Source organism: Cellulosimicrobium funkei, assembly GCF_001019615.1.
GTDB classification, from domain to species: domain Bacteria; phylum Actinomycetota; class Actinomycetes; order Actinomycetales; family Cellulomonadaceae; genus Cellulosimicrobium; species Cellulosimicrobium cellulans_E.
In genome coordinates this window covers 1-15,905 of record NZ_JNBQ01000015.1, presented here as the reverse complement: position 1 = coordinate 15,905, position 15,905 = coordinate 1, and the positions used below count along the sequence as shown (strand labels likewise).

10 protein-coding genes are annotated in these 15,905 nt (G+C 75.6%); 7 read left to right on the top strand and 3 right to left on the bottom strand.

Annotated elements, in window-relative coordinates; all coding sequences use genetic code 11:
• The first annotated feature begins 117 nt into the window (after nucleotides 1-117).
• From FB00_RS12150 to FB00_RS12120, 7 genes are all read left to right on the top strand, one after another.
• On the top strand, nucleotides 118-1,800 hold the full coding sequence (locus FB00_RS12150) for a GTPase (RefSeq protein ID WP_047233194.1): 1,683 nt from the start codon (nucleotides 118-120) through the stop codon (nucleotides 1,798-1,800).
• Nucleotides 1,797-3,383, top strand: coding sequence for an ABC transporter (locus FB00_RS12145; protein ID WP_047233193.1), 1,587 nt, complete (start codon nucleotides 1,797-1,799; stop codon nucleotides 3,381-3,383). The genes FB00_RS12150 and FB00_RS12145 overlap by 4 nt, the downstream gene beginning before the upstream one ends.
• A gap of 44 nt (nucleotides 3,384-3,427) precedes the next feature.
• A complete protein-coding gene (locus FB00_RS21145) occupies nucleotides 3,428-4,096 on the top strand; it encodes a single-stranded DNA-binding protein (protein ID WP_052877631.1) in 669 nt (222 codons plus the stop codon).
• A 135-nt stretch (nucleotides 4,097-4,231) separates the two neighbouring features.
• Nucleotides 4,232-5,914, top strand: coding sequence for an energy-dependent translational throttle protein EttA (ettA, locus tag FB00_RS12135; RefSeq protein ID WP_047233192.1), 1,683 nt, complete (start codon nucleotides 4,232-4,234; stop codon nucleotides 5,912-5,914).
• Between the two features lie 246 nt (nucleotides 5,915-6,160).
• On the top strand, nucleotides 6,161-8,203 hold the full coding sequence (locus tag FB00_RS12130) for a dynamin family protein (protein ID WP_052877630.1): 2,043 nt from the start codon (nucleotides 6,161-6,163) through the stop codon (nucleotides 8,201-8,203).
• Nucleotides 8,200-9,987, top strand: coding sequence for a dynamin family protein (locus tag FB00_RS12125; RefSeq protein ID WP_047233191.1), 1,788 nt, complete (start codon nucleotides 8,200-8,202; stop codon nucleotides 9,985-9,987). The genes FB00_RS12130 and FB00_RS12125 overlap by 4 nt, the downstream gene beginning before the upstream one ends.
• Before the next feature lie 55 nt (nucleotides 9,988-10,042).
• Entirely contained in the window at nucleotides 10,043-10,540 is a 498-nt protein-coding gene (locus FB00_RS12120) for an acyl-CoA thioesterase (protein ID WP_047233190.1), read from the top strand.
• Nucleotides 10,541-10,606: 66 nt separating this feature from the next.
• Here the strand turns inward: FB00_RS12120 and FB00_RS12115 are convergent, their stop codons facing one another.
• The 3 genes from FB00_RS12115 to FB00_RS12105 form a co-directional block, all read right to left on the bottom strand.
• Nucleotides 10,607-13,207 carry a glycoside hydrolase family 9 protein gene (locus tag FB00_RS12115; RefSeq protein WP_052877629.1) on the bottom strand — a complete coding sequence of 867 codons (2,601 nt, stop codon included), beginning with the start codon at nucleotides 13,205-13,207 and terminating at the stop codon, nucleotides 10,607-10,609.
• A 99-nt stretch (nucleotides 13,208-13,306) separates the two neighbouring features.
• The gene (locus FB00_RS12110) at nucleotides 13,307-14,845 is read right to left on the bottom strand and encodes an SDR family oxidoreductase (RefSeq protein ID WP_047233189.1); all 1,539 of its coding nucleotides are present in this window, start codon (nucleotides 14,843-14,845) and stop codon (nucleotides 13,307-13,309) included.
• Nucleotides 14,842-15,828, bottom strand: a complete 987-nt coding sequence (locus FB00_RS12105; protein ID WP_047233188.1) for a DNA topoisomerase IB — start codon at nucleotides 15,826-15,828, stop codon at nucleotides 14,842-14,844. Before FB00_RS12105 ends, FB00_RS12110 begins: the two co-directional genes overlap by 4 nt.
• Nucleotides 15,829-15,905: the final 77 nt, after the last annotated feature.

Below are 15,905 nucleotides of genomic sequence, written 5' to 3'. Positions count from 1 at the left end.
GGGCGTCGGGCGTGCTCGGGAGGTGGAAGCCGTGGTGGCGGACGTGCAGGTGGCGTGGTCGCGCGTCGTGCGGCGCGTGCGTTTGGCGGGGCCCCCGGCAGCCGTCACTATGAACCAGTGAGAACCCCAGACGCCGCCACGAGCGACGCGAGCCCCGCCGCGCCCGGCCGGTCGCCGGGCTCGTGGAGGCCCGCGCAGGCGACCGAGGAGCTCGGTGTCACCGTCTACGACGTCGCGCGCGACCTACGCCGCGACGTGGCGGACGTGCGCCTCCCGCTCGCGATCGACGGCGCGGACGACTCGGACGCCTCGCGGCGCCGGCTCCTCACCCAGCTCGACGAGCACCTGCTGCCGCGGCTGCGCGAGCTCTCGTCGCCGGCGATCGTCGTGATCGCGGGCTCGACGGGCGCGGGCAAGTCGACGCTGTACAACTCGCTGCTCGGCGAGGAGGTGTCGCAGGCGGGCGTCCTGCGACCCACGACGCGCGAGCCGGTCCTCGCGTTCAACCCGCTCGACGCGGACGTGATCGTGGAGGGCCCGGTGACGCGCGTCGCGCGCGTCGTCGACCACGACGGCGTCCCGCGCGGCACGGGCCTGCTCGACGCCCCGGACCTGGACTCGCTCCTCTCGGAGAACCGGGACACCGCGAGCCTGCTGCTCGAGGCGGCGGACCTGTGGCTGTTCGTCACGACCGCGTCGCGCTACGGCGACGCGCTGCCGTGGCAGGCGCTGTCGCGCGCGAAGGAGCGCGGGGCGAGCGTCGCGATGGTGCTCAACCGCGTCCCGCGCGAGACGCTGACGACGATCCGCGGCGACCTGCTCCAGCGCCTGCGCGACCACGGCATGGACGGGACCCCGCTGTTCGTCGTGCCCGACGTCGGGCCGCACGAGGGGCTGCTCGACCGTTCGGTCGTGGCGCCGGTGGCGCGCTGGCTGACGATGCTCGCGGGCCCGGACCGGTCGCGCGCGGTGATCGTGCGCACGCTCAAGGGGGCGCTCGGCGCGCTGCCCGCGTGGGTCACGGGCGTCTCGGACGCGGTGGAGCAGCAGGTGGAGGCCGCGGCCGACCTGCGCTCCGCGGCGGAGAAGGCGCTCCCGGCCGTGCGCGACGCCGCGCGGCAGGCGGCGCTGGACGGCGCCGTCGCGCACGGGTCGCTCGAGGCACGATGGGCCCAGGTGACGGGCGCGGAGCGCGTGGACCGCGTCAAGGTGCGCGGCGGCGTGGTCCGGTCGTCCAAGCGGCGCGGACGCGCGCGCGACCTCGTGCTCGCGCCGCTCCTCGACGAGACGCGCGACGCCGCGCACCGCACGCTCGCCGCGAACGGCGTCCTCGCCCACGAGGCGCTGCGTGCCGCGCTCGACGGGGACCGGCCGCTGCCGGGCGCCGCCGACGTCCTGCCGACCGAGGAGGACGCCGCGGCGCGGCGCGAGGCCTCGGCGACGACCCAGGTGCTCCAGTGGTCCCGGCGGGCGGAGCAGGTCGTGACCGAGCTCGCCGCTCCGACGGCGAGCGAGGCCGCCCGCGCGGCGGTCAAGGCGTTCGGCGAGACCGGCCTGGCCGCGCTGCTGCTCGCGGGCGCCGCGGGCAGCGACGACGCGGCCCGCCTCGTGCGGACCGTCCTCGCCGAGACGGGCGACGATGCGCTCGCGGCCCTGCGCGACGACCTCGCCGACCGGGCCGCGACCATGGTCGAGCGGGAGGCCGAACCCGTCCTCACCGCGCTCGCCGACCCCGCGCTCGCCGCGGACGCCGCCGTCGGGCTGCGCCTACGACTCGCCGAGCTGAGGAGGCTCATGTGACGTCCCACGACGCCCAGCTGCGTGCCCGGGTCGACGACCTCGCGCGCGCGGTGGACCTCGCGGGGGACCGCCTCGACCCCGTGGTCGCGGCCCAGGTGCGCGACGCGATCGGGGGCGTGCGCGAGCGCCTCGCGCTCGGCGTCGACCACACGGTCGTCGCGCTCGCGGGCGGCACCGGGTCGGGCAAGTCGAGCCTGTTCAACCGCGTGTCGCGGCTCGACTTCGCGGACGTCGGCGTGAAGCGCCCGACGACGGCGCGCGTCACGGCGTGCTCGTGGAGCGGCGCGGCGACGGCCCTGCTCGACTGGCTCGCCGTGGACCCGGAGCGCCGGATCACGCGCGACGGCGAGCTCGACGCCGAGGACGAGGCGGCGCTCGGCGGCCTCGTGCTGCTCGACCTGCCGGACCACGACTCGATCGAGCCGGCGCACCGCGACGTCGTCGACCGGGTGCTCCCGCTCGTCGACCTGCTCGTGTGGGTCGTCGACCCGCAGAAGTACGCCGACGACGCGCTGCACTCCGGATACCTCCAGAAGTCCACGGGGCTCGAGGGGTCGATGGTCGTCGCCCTCAACCAGATCGACACCGTCCCCGAGGCGCGCCGCGCGGCGCTCGTCGAGGACATGGGGCGGCTGCTCGAGGAGGACGGGCTCGACGGCGTCTACGTCACGACCGTCTCCGCGCGCACGGGCGAAGGGCTCGACGAGCTGCGCTCGCTGCTCGAGCAGGCCGTCGCACGGCGCAGCGTCGCCGCGAGCCGCGTCGCGGGCGAGCTCGACCGGGCCGGCGCGCTCCTGCTGGAGCAGCTCCCGGGAGACGTCCCGTGGACCATGAGCACGGCCGTCGAGGAGGAGGTCGACGCGCTCGCCGACGCGACGGGCCTCGCCGCCGTCGCCGGCCAGGTCGGCGCGGCGGTGCGCAACGGCTACGGCCGCCCCGAGTTCTCGCCCCCGCAGCCCGACGCCGTCGCGCTCTCGCGCTCGCGCTGGCTCGCGCGCGCGGGGCGTTCGCTGCGACCGGGGTGGCAGAAGGCGCTCGACGACGCGGTCGCGCCGTCGGGCAAGGTCGCGGAGGCGACGCGGTCCGCGCTCGCGAAGATCCCGCTCGACACGCGCGGCCCGTCGTCGTCGCGCCCCACGCGGCGCGCCGCGTGGGCCGCGCTCGCGGTCGGGGTCGTCGCCGGCGTGCTCGCCGTGCTGGGCTCGTTGCGCGTGCTCGACCTCGGACGGACGCTCGTCACGGTGTGCGCGATCGTCGCGGCGGTGGCCGTGCTCGGCGCGGTGGTCGCGTTCCTCGTCGCGCTCCAGGTGCGCCGCACGCTCGCGCGACGCCGCGAGCAGCAGGTCCTCGCCTCCGGCCGGGGAGCGATCGAGCGGGTCGTGCAGGACGCCATGGGCAAGCCGACCCAGGCGCTCCTCGACACCCATCGTCAGGTCCGCGAGCTGGCGCAGTCCGCCCGGGACAAGGCGCCGGCGGCACCGCTCACCGGGGCGCTACGGCTACCCACAGGCCCGGAGATCACGGGCCCGTCCACAGGTGAGGGCACGACGACGGACGGCGCCGCCGCTCCGACAGCACCCTGAGGCGGTGGCCGGGACCCGCCCGGCCGCCGACCTCAGGAGGAACCATGCCCGGTGACGTCACGGTCACGCTGTCCGGATTCGTCGCGACCACGCCCACGCTGTTCCGCTCGCAGTCCGGCAACGACTTCACGAGCTTCCGCATCGCCCAGACGCGCCGCTACCTCGACCGCGAGCGCGGCGAGTGGGTCGACGGCCGCACGCTGTGGTTCACGGTCAAGGCGTGGAAGCACGTCGCGCGCAACGTCGCGCTGTCCCTGCACAAGGGCGACCCCGTGGTCGTCACGGGGCGGCTCTCGCTCGACGAGTGGGACGGCCCCGACGGCCCGCGCACCAGCCTGGTCGTGGAGGCGACGGCGCTCGGCCCCGACCTGACCCTCGGCGAGGCCCGGTTCGCGCGCACGGTCCACCGGCGCGAGGACGACGGCGCGCGCCGGGCCGAGGCGACCGGCGTCGCCGCGTCCGGGACCACCGGTGGCGAGGGTGGGGTCGACCGCTCGTCCTTCGGACCGGGCGCCACGGCGCACGACGGCACCGCGTTCGAGGGCGGGCCGCTCGACGGGCGCGCGCTCGACGACCCGTGGACCCTCGCGGACGCCGGCGCGGCGCTCGCGGGTGAGCCCGACGAGGAGTCCGAGGACGATCCCGCAGCCGACCCCGAGCCGAGCGACGACGCCGGCGCCGCCGTCGAGACCGGCGCGCTGGCGTCCGCCTGAGCGCCACCGTGCGGGCGGTGCCGCGGCCCGCGGGGGTCGTGGCGCCGTCGGGCGCGCCCCGGCGGCCCGACCGCGTAGGCTGAGTGGTCGACGAATCCCGTACCTCTCCCGACCGAAACGGTGGAACGACAGGCTGTGGCTGAGTTCATCTACTCCATGTACAAGGCGCGCAAGGCGCACGGAGACAAGGTCATCCTCGACGACGTCTCCCTGAACTTCCTGCCCGGCGCCAAGATCGGCGTCGTGGGCCCCAACGGCGCCGGGAAGTCCACGATCCTCAAGATCATGGCCGGCCTGGACACGCCGTCGAACGGCGAGGCGCGGCTCTCCCCGGGCTACAGCGTCGGCATCCTGCTGCAGGAGCCGCCGCTCAACGAGGAGAAGACCGTCCTCGGCAACGTCCAGGAGGCCGTCGCGGACATCCTCGCCAAGAAGCAGCGCTTCGACGAGATCTCCGCGCTCATGGCGGAGCCCGACGCCGACTTCGACGCGCTCCTCGCGGAGATGGGCACGCTCCAGGAGGCCATCGACGCCGCGGACGCGTGGGACCTCGACTCCCAGCTCGAGCAGGCGATGGACGCGCTGCGCTGCCCGCCGCCGGACGCCGACGTGTCCGTGCTGTCCGGTGGTGAGCGTCGCCGCGTCGCGCTGTGCAAGCTCCTGCTCGAGAAGCCGGACCTGCTGCTGCTCGACGAGCCGACGAACCACCTGGACGCCGAGTCCGTGCTGTGGCTCGAGCAGCACCTCGCGACGTACCCCGGCGCGATCCTCGCGGTCACCCACGACCGGTACTTCCTCGACCACGTCGCGGAGTGGATCTGCGAGGTCGACCGCGGGCGCCTGTACCCGTACGAGGGCAACTACTCGACCTACCTCGAGAAGAAGGGCGAGCGCCTCCAGGTCCAGGGCAAGAAGGACGCGAAGCTCGCCAAGCGCCTCAAGGAGGAGCTCGAGTGGGTCCGGTCCAACGCCAAGGGTCGCCAGACCAAGTCGAAGGCCCGTCTCGCCCGGTACGAGGAGATGGCCGCCGAGGCGGAGCGCACGAGGAAGCTGGACTTCGAGGAGATCCAGATCCCGCCGGGCCCGCGCCTGGGCAACGTCGTCCTCGAGGCGTCGAACCTCCAGAAGGGCTTCGACGGTCGCCAGCTCATCGACGGCCTGAGCTTCACGCTGCCGCGCAACGGCATCGTCGGCGTCATCGGCCCCAACGGCGTCGGCAAGACGACCTTGTTCAAGACGATCGTCGGGCTCGAGCCGCTCGACGGCGGGGACCTCAAGGTCGGCGAGACGGTCTCGATCTCCTACGTCGACCAGTCGCGTGGCGGCATCGACCCCAAGAAGACGCTGTGGGAGGTCGTGTCCGACGGCCTCGACTTCATCAAGGTCGGCAACGTCGAGATCCCGTCGCGCGCGTACGTCGCGTCGTTCGGGTTCAAGGGCCCGGACCAGCAGAAGCCTGCGGGCGTGCTGTCCGGTGGTGAGCGCAACCGCCTCAACCTCGCGCTCACGCTCAAGCAGGGCGGCAACCTCCTGCTGCTCGACGAGCCCACGAACGACCTCGACGTCGAGACCCTGGGCTCGCTGGAGAACGCGCTGCTCGAGTTCCCCGGCTGCGCCGTCGTCGTGTCCCACGACCGGTGGTTCCTCGACCGGGTCGCGACCCACATCCTCGCGTACGAGGGCACGGAGGAGGACCCGGCGAACTGGTACTGGTTCGAGGGCAACTTCGCGTCCTACGAGGAGAACAAGGTCGAGCGCCTCGGCGCCGACGCGGCGCGCCCGCACCGCGTCACGTACCGCAAGCTCACGCGCGACTGACGTCGCGACCTCGGTCGACCACGACGCCGGGCGGGACACGTTCCCGCCCGGCGTCCGTGCGTCCAGGGCCGGGTGGCTCCGTTGCCGGCTGGGGGAGCGAGTCGCGAGCGCGAGATCGACCTGGGCGTTCGAGATCGACCTTCGGAGGGCCGATCTCGTGCCGGGCGGGTCGATCTCGGTCGACGGACTGGCGGCGTGCCCGTGTCACACCGGGCCTGACCAGCGGCGTTCCGGCAGACTGGCGGGATGACGGCCAGCGGTGACCCCGGAGACGACGCGGTCCGCACGGACGCGTCCGCCGGGGACGCCGTGGCGCGGGACGGCACCACGCCGGGTGGTTCGGTCGCCGCAGGCGCCGTGGCGACGGCCGGGCTCGTCGAGTCGCTGGAGATCCTGCGCGGCCGGCTCGCCGCCGCGCGGCTGCCGCTGGATCTCCCGGGCGCGGCGGCCGCGCGCGAGGACCTCGACCTCGCGGTGCACCAGCTCGACGACTACCTGCTGCCGCGCCTGCGCTCGCACGCCGCGCCGCTGCTCGTCGTGGTGGGCGGGTCGACCGGCGCGGGGAAGTCGACGCTCGTGAACTCGCTGCTCGGCGAGCACGTGTCGGCACCGGGCGTGCTGCGCCCCACGACGCGCGCACCCGTCCTGGTCCACCACCCGCTCGACGAGCGGTGGTTCTCGACCGACCGCGTCCTGCCGGGGCTCGCGCGCGTGAGCGAGCACGGACCGCGCCCGGGCGCCGACGTGCCCGTGGGCGGGACCGCTCCCGCGGTGCAGCCCGACCCGACGCGCACGCTGCGGCTCGTCGCGAGCGACGCGCTGCCGCAGGGTCTCGCGCTCGTGGACGCGCCCGACGTCGACTCGGTGGAGACGGCGAACCGCGAGCTCGCCGCCCAGCTCCTCGCGGCCGCGGATCTGTGGCTCTTCGTCACGACGGCCGCGCGCTACGCCGACGCGGTCCCGTGGGACCTGCTGCACCGCGCGGCGGAGCGTCGTGCACAGGTCGCGATCGTGCTCGACCGGGTCGACCCCGGCGCCGAGGCCGTGGCCGACGACCTGCGCCGCATGATGGACGAGAACGGCCTGGACGCCGCGCCGCTGTTCGCGGTGGGGGAGTCCGAGCTGGTGGACGGCTTCCTCCCGGAGCCCTCGGTCGCGGAGGTCGCGTCGTGGCTGTCCGCGCTCGGCGCGGACGGCGACGCGCGCGACCGGGTCGCGACCGCGACGCGTGACGGGGTCGTGGACGACCTCGTGCGCCGGGCCGTGCTCGTGGCGGGCGCGGCCGACGCCCAGGCGACGTCCGACGCGCGGCTGCGGGCCGTCGTCGGGCGCGCGTACGACGAGGCCGCCGCGACCGTCGACGCCGCGACGAGCGACGGAGCGCTGCTGCGCGGCGAGGTGCTCGCGCGCTGGCAGGACTTCGTCGGGACGAGCGAGCTGTTCCGGTCCGTGGAGCAGGGCGTGGGGCGCGTGCGCGACGCCGTCGCGGCGTTCTTCCGCGGCCGTCCCGCGCAGGCGCCGCAGGTCGAGCAGGCGATCGCGCACGGGCTGGAGGCCGTCGTGCTCGACGCGACCGACGCGGCCGCGGAGCGCGCCTACGGCGGGTGGCGCGCCGACCCGGCCGGCACGGCCCTGCTGGACGGGCTCGACCTGTCGCGCTCGTCGGCCGGCGTGCGGGCCCGGGTCGCCGAGGAGATCCGGGGCTGGCAGTCGGACGTCCTCGACCTCGTGCGCGAGCAGGGAGCGGGCAAGCGCGGGGCGGCGCGTGCGCTGTCGTTCGGGATCAACGGGCTCGGACTGAGCCTCATGGTCGTGGTGTTCGCATCGACGGGTGGCCTCACGGGCGCGGAGGTCGGCATCGCCGGCGGGACGGCGATCCTCGCGCAGAAGCTGCTCGAGGCCGTGTTCGGCGACGACGCCGTGCGTCGCCTCACGCGGACCGCGCGCGAGCGCCTCGCCGAGCGGGTGCGGGCCGTGCTCGACGACGAGGCCCGGCGCTACACGGCCCAGCTCGACGCGCTCGGTACCGCCGACGCCGACGAGACGGCGCGCTCCGTGCGCGAGGCCGCGCGGGCGGTCGAGGCGGCGGCGCGCGTCGAGCGCTCCGCGCGGGGCACGGGCCTCGACGCGGGACGCGCCGCGGTCGGACGGCACGCCGCGCGGCTCCTGCGCGGTGCGGGATGGCGTGCGGCGGAGGACGAGCCGGTCGCCGCACCGGGCGAGGACGGGCCGGAGCCTGCGCCGCGCCCCGGGTTCTGGCGACGGCTCCTGGGCGGTGAGCGCGCATGACGATCGACCTCGCCGCGCGCACGACCGCCCTCGAGACCGCCGTCCGCGCGGGCGAAGGGCGCGTGGACGCCGCCCTGCTCGCCGACGCGCGCACCGTCGTCGCCCGGGCCCGCGAGCGGGCGGGCCTCTCGGCCGACCACACCGTCGTCGCGCTCGCCGGCGCGACCGGCTCGGGCAAGTCGTCGGTCTTCAACGCGCTGGCCGGGGCCGACCTGGCGGCGGTCGGGGTCCAGCGTCCGACGACGTCGCACCCGCTCGCGGCCGTGTGGGGCACCGGTGCGGTGGCGCACCCGGCGGGCGGCGCGCCGTCCGGTACCACGCCCGGCGCGGCTGGGGCCGGGGCCCTCCTCGACTGGCTGGAGGTGCGGCGCCGGCACGAGATGGGCACGCCGCTCACGTCGGGGGACCCCGATGACGCGCGGGCGGGCGGCGGCCTCCGCGGGCTCCTCAAGGGCCGGCGCGCCGCAGAGGTCACGAGCGGCCTCGTGCTGCTCGACCTGCCCGACCACGACTCGGTCGTCGTCGAGCACCGCGTGCGCGCGGAGCGCCTCGTCGAGCGCGCGGACCTGCTCGTGTGGGTCGTGGACCCGCAGAAGTACGCGGACGCCGCGTTGCACGAGCGCTATCTGCGCCCGCTCGCGGGGCACGGCTCGGTCGTCGTGCTGGTGCTCAACCAGGCGGACCGGCTCGCCCCCGCCGACGCGGACGCGTGCCTCGCGGACCTGCGTCGGCTCGCCGCCGCGGACGGGCTCGGCGACGCGCGCGTCCTCGGGGTTTCGGCACGCACCGGCCAGGGACTGGACGAGCTGCGCGGCCTGCTGGCGGACGCAGCCGCGCGTCGTCGAGCGGCGAACGACCGGCTCGCGGCCGACGTGCGCGCCGTGGCCCGGCGCGTCGCCGCCGCGTGCGGCGATCCCGTCCCGGAGCGGGCCGCGCGCCGGGCGCGCGACGGGCTCGTGGACGCGCTCGAGGCCGCCGCGGGCGTGCCGACGGTCGTCGCGGCCGTGCGGGGATCGGCGGTCCGCGACGCGCGCGCCGCGACCGGCTGGCCCGTCACGCGCTGGGTCGGGCGGTTCCGCCCCGACCCGCTGCGGCGCATCGGGCTGCGGACCGGCCCCGCCCCGGGCTCGGACCGGGCACGCACCGCGAAGGAGCTCGGGGCAGGCGAGGCCGAGGTGCGACCCGAGCTCGCCCGGACGTCCCTGCCCGCGGTCGGCGCGGCGCTGCGCGCCGGTGCGCAGACGGCCGTGCGCGACTACGCGGCCGAGGCCACCGCGGGCCTTCCCGACGACTGGGCGCTCGCGGTGCGTCGTCGGGCCGCCGAGGGCGCCGCGGACCTCGCCGACGCGCTCGACCAGGCGGTGGCCGGGACGGAGCTCGAGGCGTCGCGACGCCCGGCGTGGTGGCGCGTCGTGGGCGCGCTCCAGTGGCTCGTGCTCGCGGCGCTCGTCGTCGGGCTGCTGTGGCTCGCCGCGCTGTGGGGCTTCACGTACCTGCGCCTGCCCGAGCCGCCGACGCCGGTGCTCACCCTCGGCGGCCCGGGCGCCCCCGAGCTGCCGTGGCCGACCCTGCTCGCGCTCGGAGGCGTCGTCGTCGGTGTCCTCGTCGCCCTGCTCTCGCGCGCCGCCGCGTCCGTCGGCGGGCGTCGCCGCGCGGCCCGGGCCCGACGCCGCTTGCGCGACGCCGTCGGGCAGGTCGCGGACCGCCGTGTGCGGCTCCCGGTGGGCGAGGAGCTGTCCGCGCTCGCGAGCTGTCGCGCCGCGGCCCTCGTCGCTGCCTCCTGACCCGCCGGGCACGAGGTAACGTCAGCCGCGCCATGTCGAGCGAGAGGACCTCCGAATGACCCGCCTGCACGTCCCCGTCTCCCTGCGGTGGTCGGACCTCGACGCGTACGCCCACGTGAACAACGTGGAGATGTTCCGGCTGCTGGAGGACGCGCGCATCACCGCGTTCTGGACCCACCCGGACGCCGGCGAGGACGCCTGGCCGACGGCGGTCCTGGAGACCGGGCCGGCCGCGACGAGCCACACGCTCGTCGCACGGCAGGAGATCGAGTACCTGCGCCCGCTCGGCTTCACGCGGACGCCCGTGCGGGTCGAGCTGTGGATCGGGCACCTGGGCGGCGCGAGCCTGGAGGTCTGCTACGAGGTGCACGACGGCGCGGCCCGCTTCGAGCGCACCGGCCCCACCTCGGGCGGTGCCCCTTACGCGAAGGCGGTGACCACGATCGTCGTGGTCGACGCGGCGACCGGCGCGCCCCGCCGCATCACCGAGACCGAGCGCGCGGCGTGGGAGCCGTTCGTCGAGGAGCCGCTGACCTTCCGCCGCCGGAGATGACCGTCGCCCGCGCCGGGGAGCAGCGTCCCGGCGCGGGCGACGATCGTCCGTGGCTGCCGTGCGGGATCACCCCACGGTGCACGCCGTCCCGCCCGACGCGCCGACCAGCGTGAAGCCCGCCGGCGGCGTGCTCACCCCGCCGTGCGCGACGTTCGCGCCGACCTCGACGGACGACCCTGGGGCGAGGGCGCCGTTCCAGGCGGCGGACCGCACGGTGACGTCGGCGCCCGACTGCGTCCACGTCGCGCTCCAGCCGTTCGTCACCGTCTGCCCGGACGGGAGCACGAACGCGAGCGTCCAGCCGTCGAGGGGAGTGGTTCCGGTGTTCGTGAGCCGGAGGGTCACGGTCCCGCCGGAGCCCCAGTCGCTCGACGACCACCGGACCGCGCAGGCGCCGGGCGCGGGACCCGTCGACGTCGCCGGGGTCGTGAAGGTCGCGGCCGGCCCGGGCGCGGACGCGTTCCCGGCCCGGTCGGTCGCGACGAGGGCGACGCGATAGGTCGTCTCGGGCGCGAGGTCTGTCAGGGCCTGGCGGGTGCCCGACGTGGTCGCGACCCGCACGCCGTCGAGCAGCACGTCGTACCCGGCGACGCCGCTGCCCGCGTCCGAGGAGGGTGCCCATGCGACGGACGCCCCGGTCGCCGTGACGCCCGAGACCGTCGGCGTGCCCGGCGTCGTCGGCGGCGTGGTGTCCGGCTCGACGGGCCCGGCGGCGGGCTCGGTGCCCCACAGCAGCTCGGCACCCTCGTAGAGGGTGATGCGCGCGTTCTTTGTGAGCGTGTCGCCGGTCGCGACCTGAGCGAACGACCAGTCGTCCGAGGCGTCCCAGACGTTCGCCGACACCCGGAACTGCACCTCGCGGCGGTGCTGGGACTGGCCGCCCGGGTAGACGACCGAGCCCGAGCAGTCGATCTCGACGAAGTACCGGTCGCCGCCCGCGTGGCCGACGCTAGCCGTCGCGCCGGGGCACTCGGAGTAGTTCGTCGTGGCGCGCAGGGTCGCCGGGTCGGCGCCGTCGTCGAGCGTGAACCAGTACCGCAGGCGGACGTCGTCGAGCGCGCGCGCCGGGAAGGCCGACCGGTTGCGCAGCACGGCCTTGATCTCCGTGAACGCGGTGCCGGGCTGGTTGAGGCGCGACTCGACGAAGAACTCGTCCTGGTCCGGGGTCTCGGGCTGCGGGAAGTCGGCGAGCGGGACACCTCCGTGCTCGCCGACGAGGAACGCGAGCGCCGACGTGAAGCCGGCGTTGTAGTCCGTCGCGACCTCGTTCGCGACGTAGTCCGAGCGGCGGTCCGTGTAGGTGTCGTCCGGTGCACCCGGACCTCCGACGAGCGCGCCGTACAGGACGTGCCGCGTCGCCGCGGGCTCGGCGAGCGAGTCGAGCCACGAGCCGTGCGCGGTGCGGTGGTGCGGGTTCTGCGGCGAGTCCTCGCCGTACCCGACGACGTACGAGGCGCCGCGCGGGTTGTCGCCGAGCGCGTAGCCGATCTGGCGCTCGCCGAAGTCCTGGTAGGTCTGCGCGCGGGTCGCGTCGCCGCGCCCCCGCAGCCACTCGCCGTAGGTCAGCGCGACGAACGCCGTGTTCGCGGCATAGCGCAGCGAGCCCCACGAGTCGAGGAACGCCTGCCCGCCCGGGGAGTACCGCACGCGCGACCCCTGGTACCCGGTGGTCCAGTAGTCGAGCCACCGGTTTGCGTCGTCGACGTACTGCTGCTCGCCGGTCGTCTGGGCCAGCAGCGCGTACGCGCCGTACGTCTTGTCGTCCCACGCGATCGTCCAGCGGTACGACGGCGTGCTCGTCTGGTTCTCGCGCGAGAGACCGGCGTACTCCTGCTCGGCCTTCGCGAGGTACGTCGCGTCGCCCGTCGCCTCGTACAGCCAGGCCGCGCCCCAGACGAGCTCGTCCTGGTAGCCGGACCACGAGTTGTAGAACGCGCCCACGGGCACGCAGTCGGAGTACTTGCCCCGGTAGGTGTCGGCGAAGGCGTAGAGCTGCTCCGCGTGCTCGACGAGCTCGGCCGCGTACGCCGGGTCCGAGTCCGCGAAGACGATCGACGACGCGGCCATGGCCGCCGCGGTCTCGCCCGCGACGTCGCTCCCGGGGCACGACCGGTCGACCTTGTACGCGGGCCGGGCCATCTGCATCGCCTCGGCGGGGCCCCACCACTTGTGGTCCGCGTCGCCGTCGCCCACCTGCGCGTACAGCACGTCCGGCTCGGGGTGGGCCTTGATGAAGTAGTCGTTGACCCAGCGCAGCGAGTCGAGCAGCTCGTCCCGCTGGCCCGACGCCGCGTACCCGTCGGGGCTCGCGATCGCGCCCCACGCGAGCATCGTCGTCGTGAAGGCCATGGGCAGCCCGAACTTCACGTGGTCGCCCGCGTCGTACCAGCCGCCCGTGAGGTCGAGCCCGACGTCGGCGCCGTCGTCGAGCGCGGAGTCGCCGCGCCAGCTCACCCGGAAGTCGTCGGGGAGGTCGCCCGAGCGCTGGGCGTCGTAGAAGAACAGGGACTTCTGGAGCGCTTCGGCGTAGTTCGGCTCGGCGACGGCAGCGGCGGCCGCTGCCGGGACCGGCGTCGGATCCGGCGCGGCCGAGGCCGGGGTCGTGGCCGCGAGGCTCGCGACGAGCAGGGCGCCCGTGGCGAGGACCGCGGTGGGTCGTGGGTGCATGGCTGCCTCTCGGTCCGGCTGCGTCCGCGTCGACGCAGGTCGACGCCACTGTCCGGACGCGGCGGAGCCGGGGTCAAGGACGCGCGCGACCCGAAACGTTTAGCCGTCGTCGGCGGCGCGCTCCGCGGCGGCGGCGACGTTGCGCTGCATCCCGCCGAACACGACGCCGTGGAACGGTTTGACCGCCCACCAGTAGAGCTGGCCCGCGAGGCCGTGGGGGTAGAACAGCGCGCGCTGGGCGAAGTAGGTCCGGCCGGGACCGCTCGCGTCCTCGGGCGAGGGGCCGGGCGCGTCGGGGTCGGTGGCATCAGCGAGCTCGGCGGCGGCCTCGTCGACGCGCAGCTCGAGCCACGCGAGCCCCGGCAGGCGCATCTCGGCCCGGAGCAGCAGGCGACGGCCCGGCTCGATCGCCTCGACACGCCACCAGTCGAGCTCGTCGTCCACGCGCAGGTGCCGCTCGTCGCGCCGGCCCCGGCGCAGCCCGGGCCCGCCGACGGCGCGGTCCAGGAGCCCGCGCACGCGCCACGCGAGCGACCACGAGTACCAGCCGCCCTGCCCGCCGATCTCCTCGACGACGCGCCAGAGCACGTCGCGCGGCGCGTCGACGACCGTCCGCCGCTCGTCGACGTACAGCGAGCCTCCGGCCCAGTCGGGGTCGCTCGGCAGGGGGTCCGACGGCGCTCCCGGGACCGAGGCGGACGACCAGCGCGTCACCACCTCGCCGTCGTGGATGCGTTCCAGGGCCAGCTCGACGGCGCGGTCGAAGCCGAGGAGGCCCTCGGGCGGGTCGGGCACGTACCGCCGGATGTCGTGCTCCCGGCAGACGACCTCGTGCTGGAGCGACTCGACGAGCGGCCGCGCGATGCCCGACGGCACGGGCGTGACGAGCCCGACCCACAGGCTCGAGAGCTTCGGCGTGAGCACCGGGACGCTGACGATCGCGCGCCGGGGGAGCCCGGCCACCTTGGCGTAGCGCTGCATCATGTCGCGGTAGGTGAGGACGTCGGGCCCGCCGACGTCGAACGCGCGCGAGACGTCGGGCGGCATCGTCGCGGACCCCACGAGGTAGCGCAGCACGTCCCGCACCGCGATGGGCTGGATGCGGTTGTCGACCCACTTCGGCGTCGTCATGGCCGGGAGCCGCTCGGTGAGGTAGCGCATCATCTCGAACGACGCGGACCCGGAGCCGAGGATCACCGCCGCCTGGAGGACCGTCGTCGGGACGCCCGACGCGAGCAGGATCTCGCCGACCTCCTTGCGCGAGGCCAGGTGGCGCGAGAGCTCGCCCTCCGGGACGTCCGGGAACATCCCGCCGAGGTAGACGATCCGCCCGACGCCCGCCTCGCGCGCCGCGCGCGCGAACGTGAGCGCGGTGCGGCGGTCGCGCGCCTCGAACGTGCTCCCGGTGCCGAGCGAGTGCACGAGGTAGTACGCGACGTCGGCGCCCTGGAGCGCCGCGCGGGTCTGCTCGAGGTCGGCCGCGTCGGCGGCCACCGTCTCGACGTCGTGGACCCACTCGCGCCCCGCGAGCCGCTCGGGGTGCCGTGCCAGCGCGCGCACCTCGAACCCTGCGCGCAGGAGCTCGGGCACGAGCCGCCCGCCCACGTAGCCCGTGACGCCGGTGACCGCGGCCCTCACGAGAGGAGCTCCAGGAGCTCGCGCTCGGCGCGCGTCTGGGAGCGGGTCGAGCCGATGGTCTCACCGCGCTCCCACAGGTCGAACAGTCGCGGGTCGATGTACGAGGACCGCGCGACGGCGGGCGTGTTCCCGAGCTCCTCCGCGACGTCCTTGACGATCCCCGTGACGACCTTGCGCCGCGCCCGTTCGGAGGCGGGCGCGGCCCCCGCGTCGGCGAGCGCGCGTGCCGCGAGCACCGTCGCGTGCCAGGTGCGGAAGTCCTTGGGCGTCGCGTCGTCGCCGAGCCGTTCCTTGATGCCCGCCTGGACGTCGGCGCTCGTGACGTCGTGCCACACGGCGCGCCCGTCGGGGCCGTCCTCGCGCCACGCGAGCAGCTCGACGCCGCCGCGGCGCCGCTTGAGCGTGGTGACGAGCTCGGCGACCACCGGGTCGTCCACGACGACGTCGCGCACCTGGCCCGACTTCGCGGGGTAGTGGAAGTGGACGCTCCCGTCGCGCCGCACCCGCGCGTGCTCCTTGCGGATCGTCGCCAGACCGTAGCTGTTGTTCTGCTTCGCGTAGATCTCGCCGCCGGCACGGAAGTACGCCAGGTCGAGCAGCCGGAACGCGAGGGCGAGCACCGTGTCGCGACCCATGCCGGGCTGTGCGAGCTCGCGCGCGACGCGACGCCGGGCCGCGGGCAGTCTCCGGCCGACGTCGAGCACGTGGTCGTGCTTGCGCCGGGAGCGCCGCACCTGCCACTGCTCGTGGTACAGGTACTGGCCGCGACCGGCGACGTCGCGCCCGAACGCCTGGATGTGCCCGTTCGGGTACCGGCAGATCCAGACGTCGGACCAGGCGGGCGGGACCGCGAGGCGCGTGCACCGCGCGAGCTCCTCCTCGTCGGCGAGCGGAAGTCCCTCGACGTCGAGGAACACCCACGAGTCGCCCTTCGGGCGCCGCGAGTACCCGGGGGAGGTCACGGACACCCGACGCAGTCGCACCCGGTCATGGTGCGGGACGCGTGGCCCGCTCGCGCGCCGGGGGACGGCCGCCCGCGCCGCGGCTCGCGCGCGCCGAC

Excerpts from the sequence above, each read along its gene's own strand:
- FB00_RS21145 (WP_052877631.1), top strand. The coding sequence starts at position 3,428 with ATGCCCGGTGACGTCACGGTCACGCTGTCCGGATTCGTCGCGACCACG.
- FB00_RS12130 (WP_052877630.1), top strand. The coding sequence starts at position 6,161 with ATGACGGCCAGCGGTGACCCCGGAGACGACGCGGTCCGCACGGACGCG.
- FB00_RS12125 (WP_047233191.1), top strand. The coding sequence starts at position 8,200 with ATGACGATCGACCTCGCCGCGCGCACGACCGCCCTCGAGACCGCCGTC.
- FB00_RS12120 (WP_047233190.1), top strand. The coding sequence starts at position 10,043 with ATGACCCGCCTGCACGTCCCCGTCTCCCTGCGGTGGTCGGACCTCGAC.
- FB00_RS12115 (WP_052877629.1), bottom strand. The coding sequence starts at position 13,207 with ATGCACCCACGACCCACCGCGGTCCTCGCCACGGGCGCCCTGCTCGTC.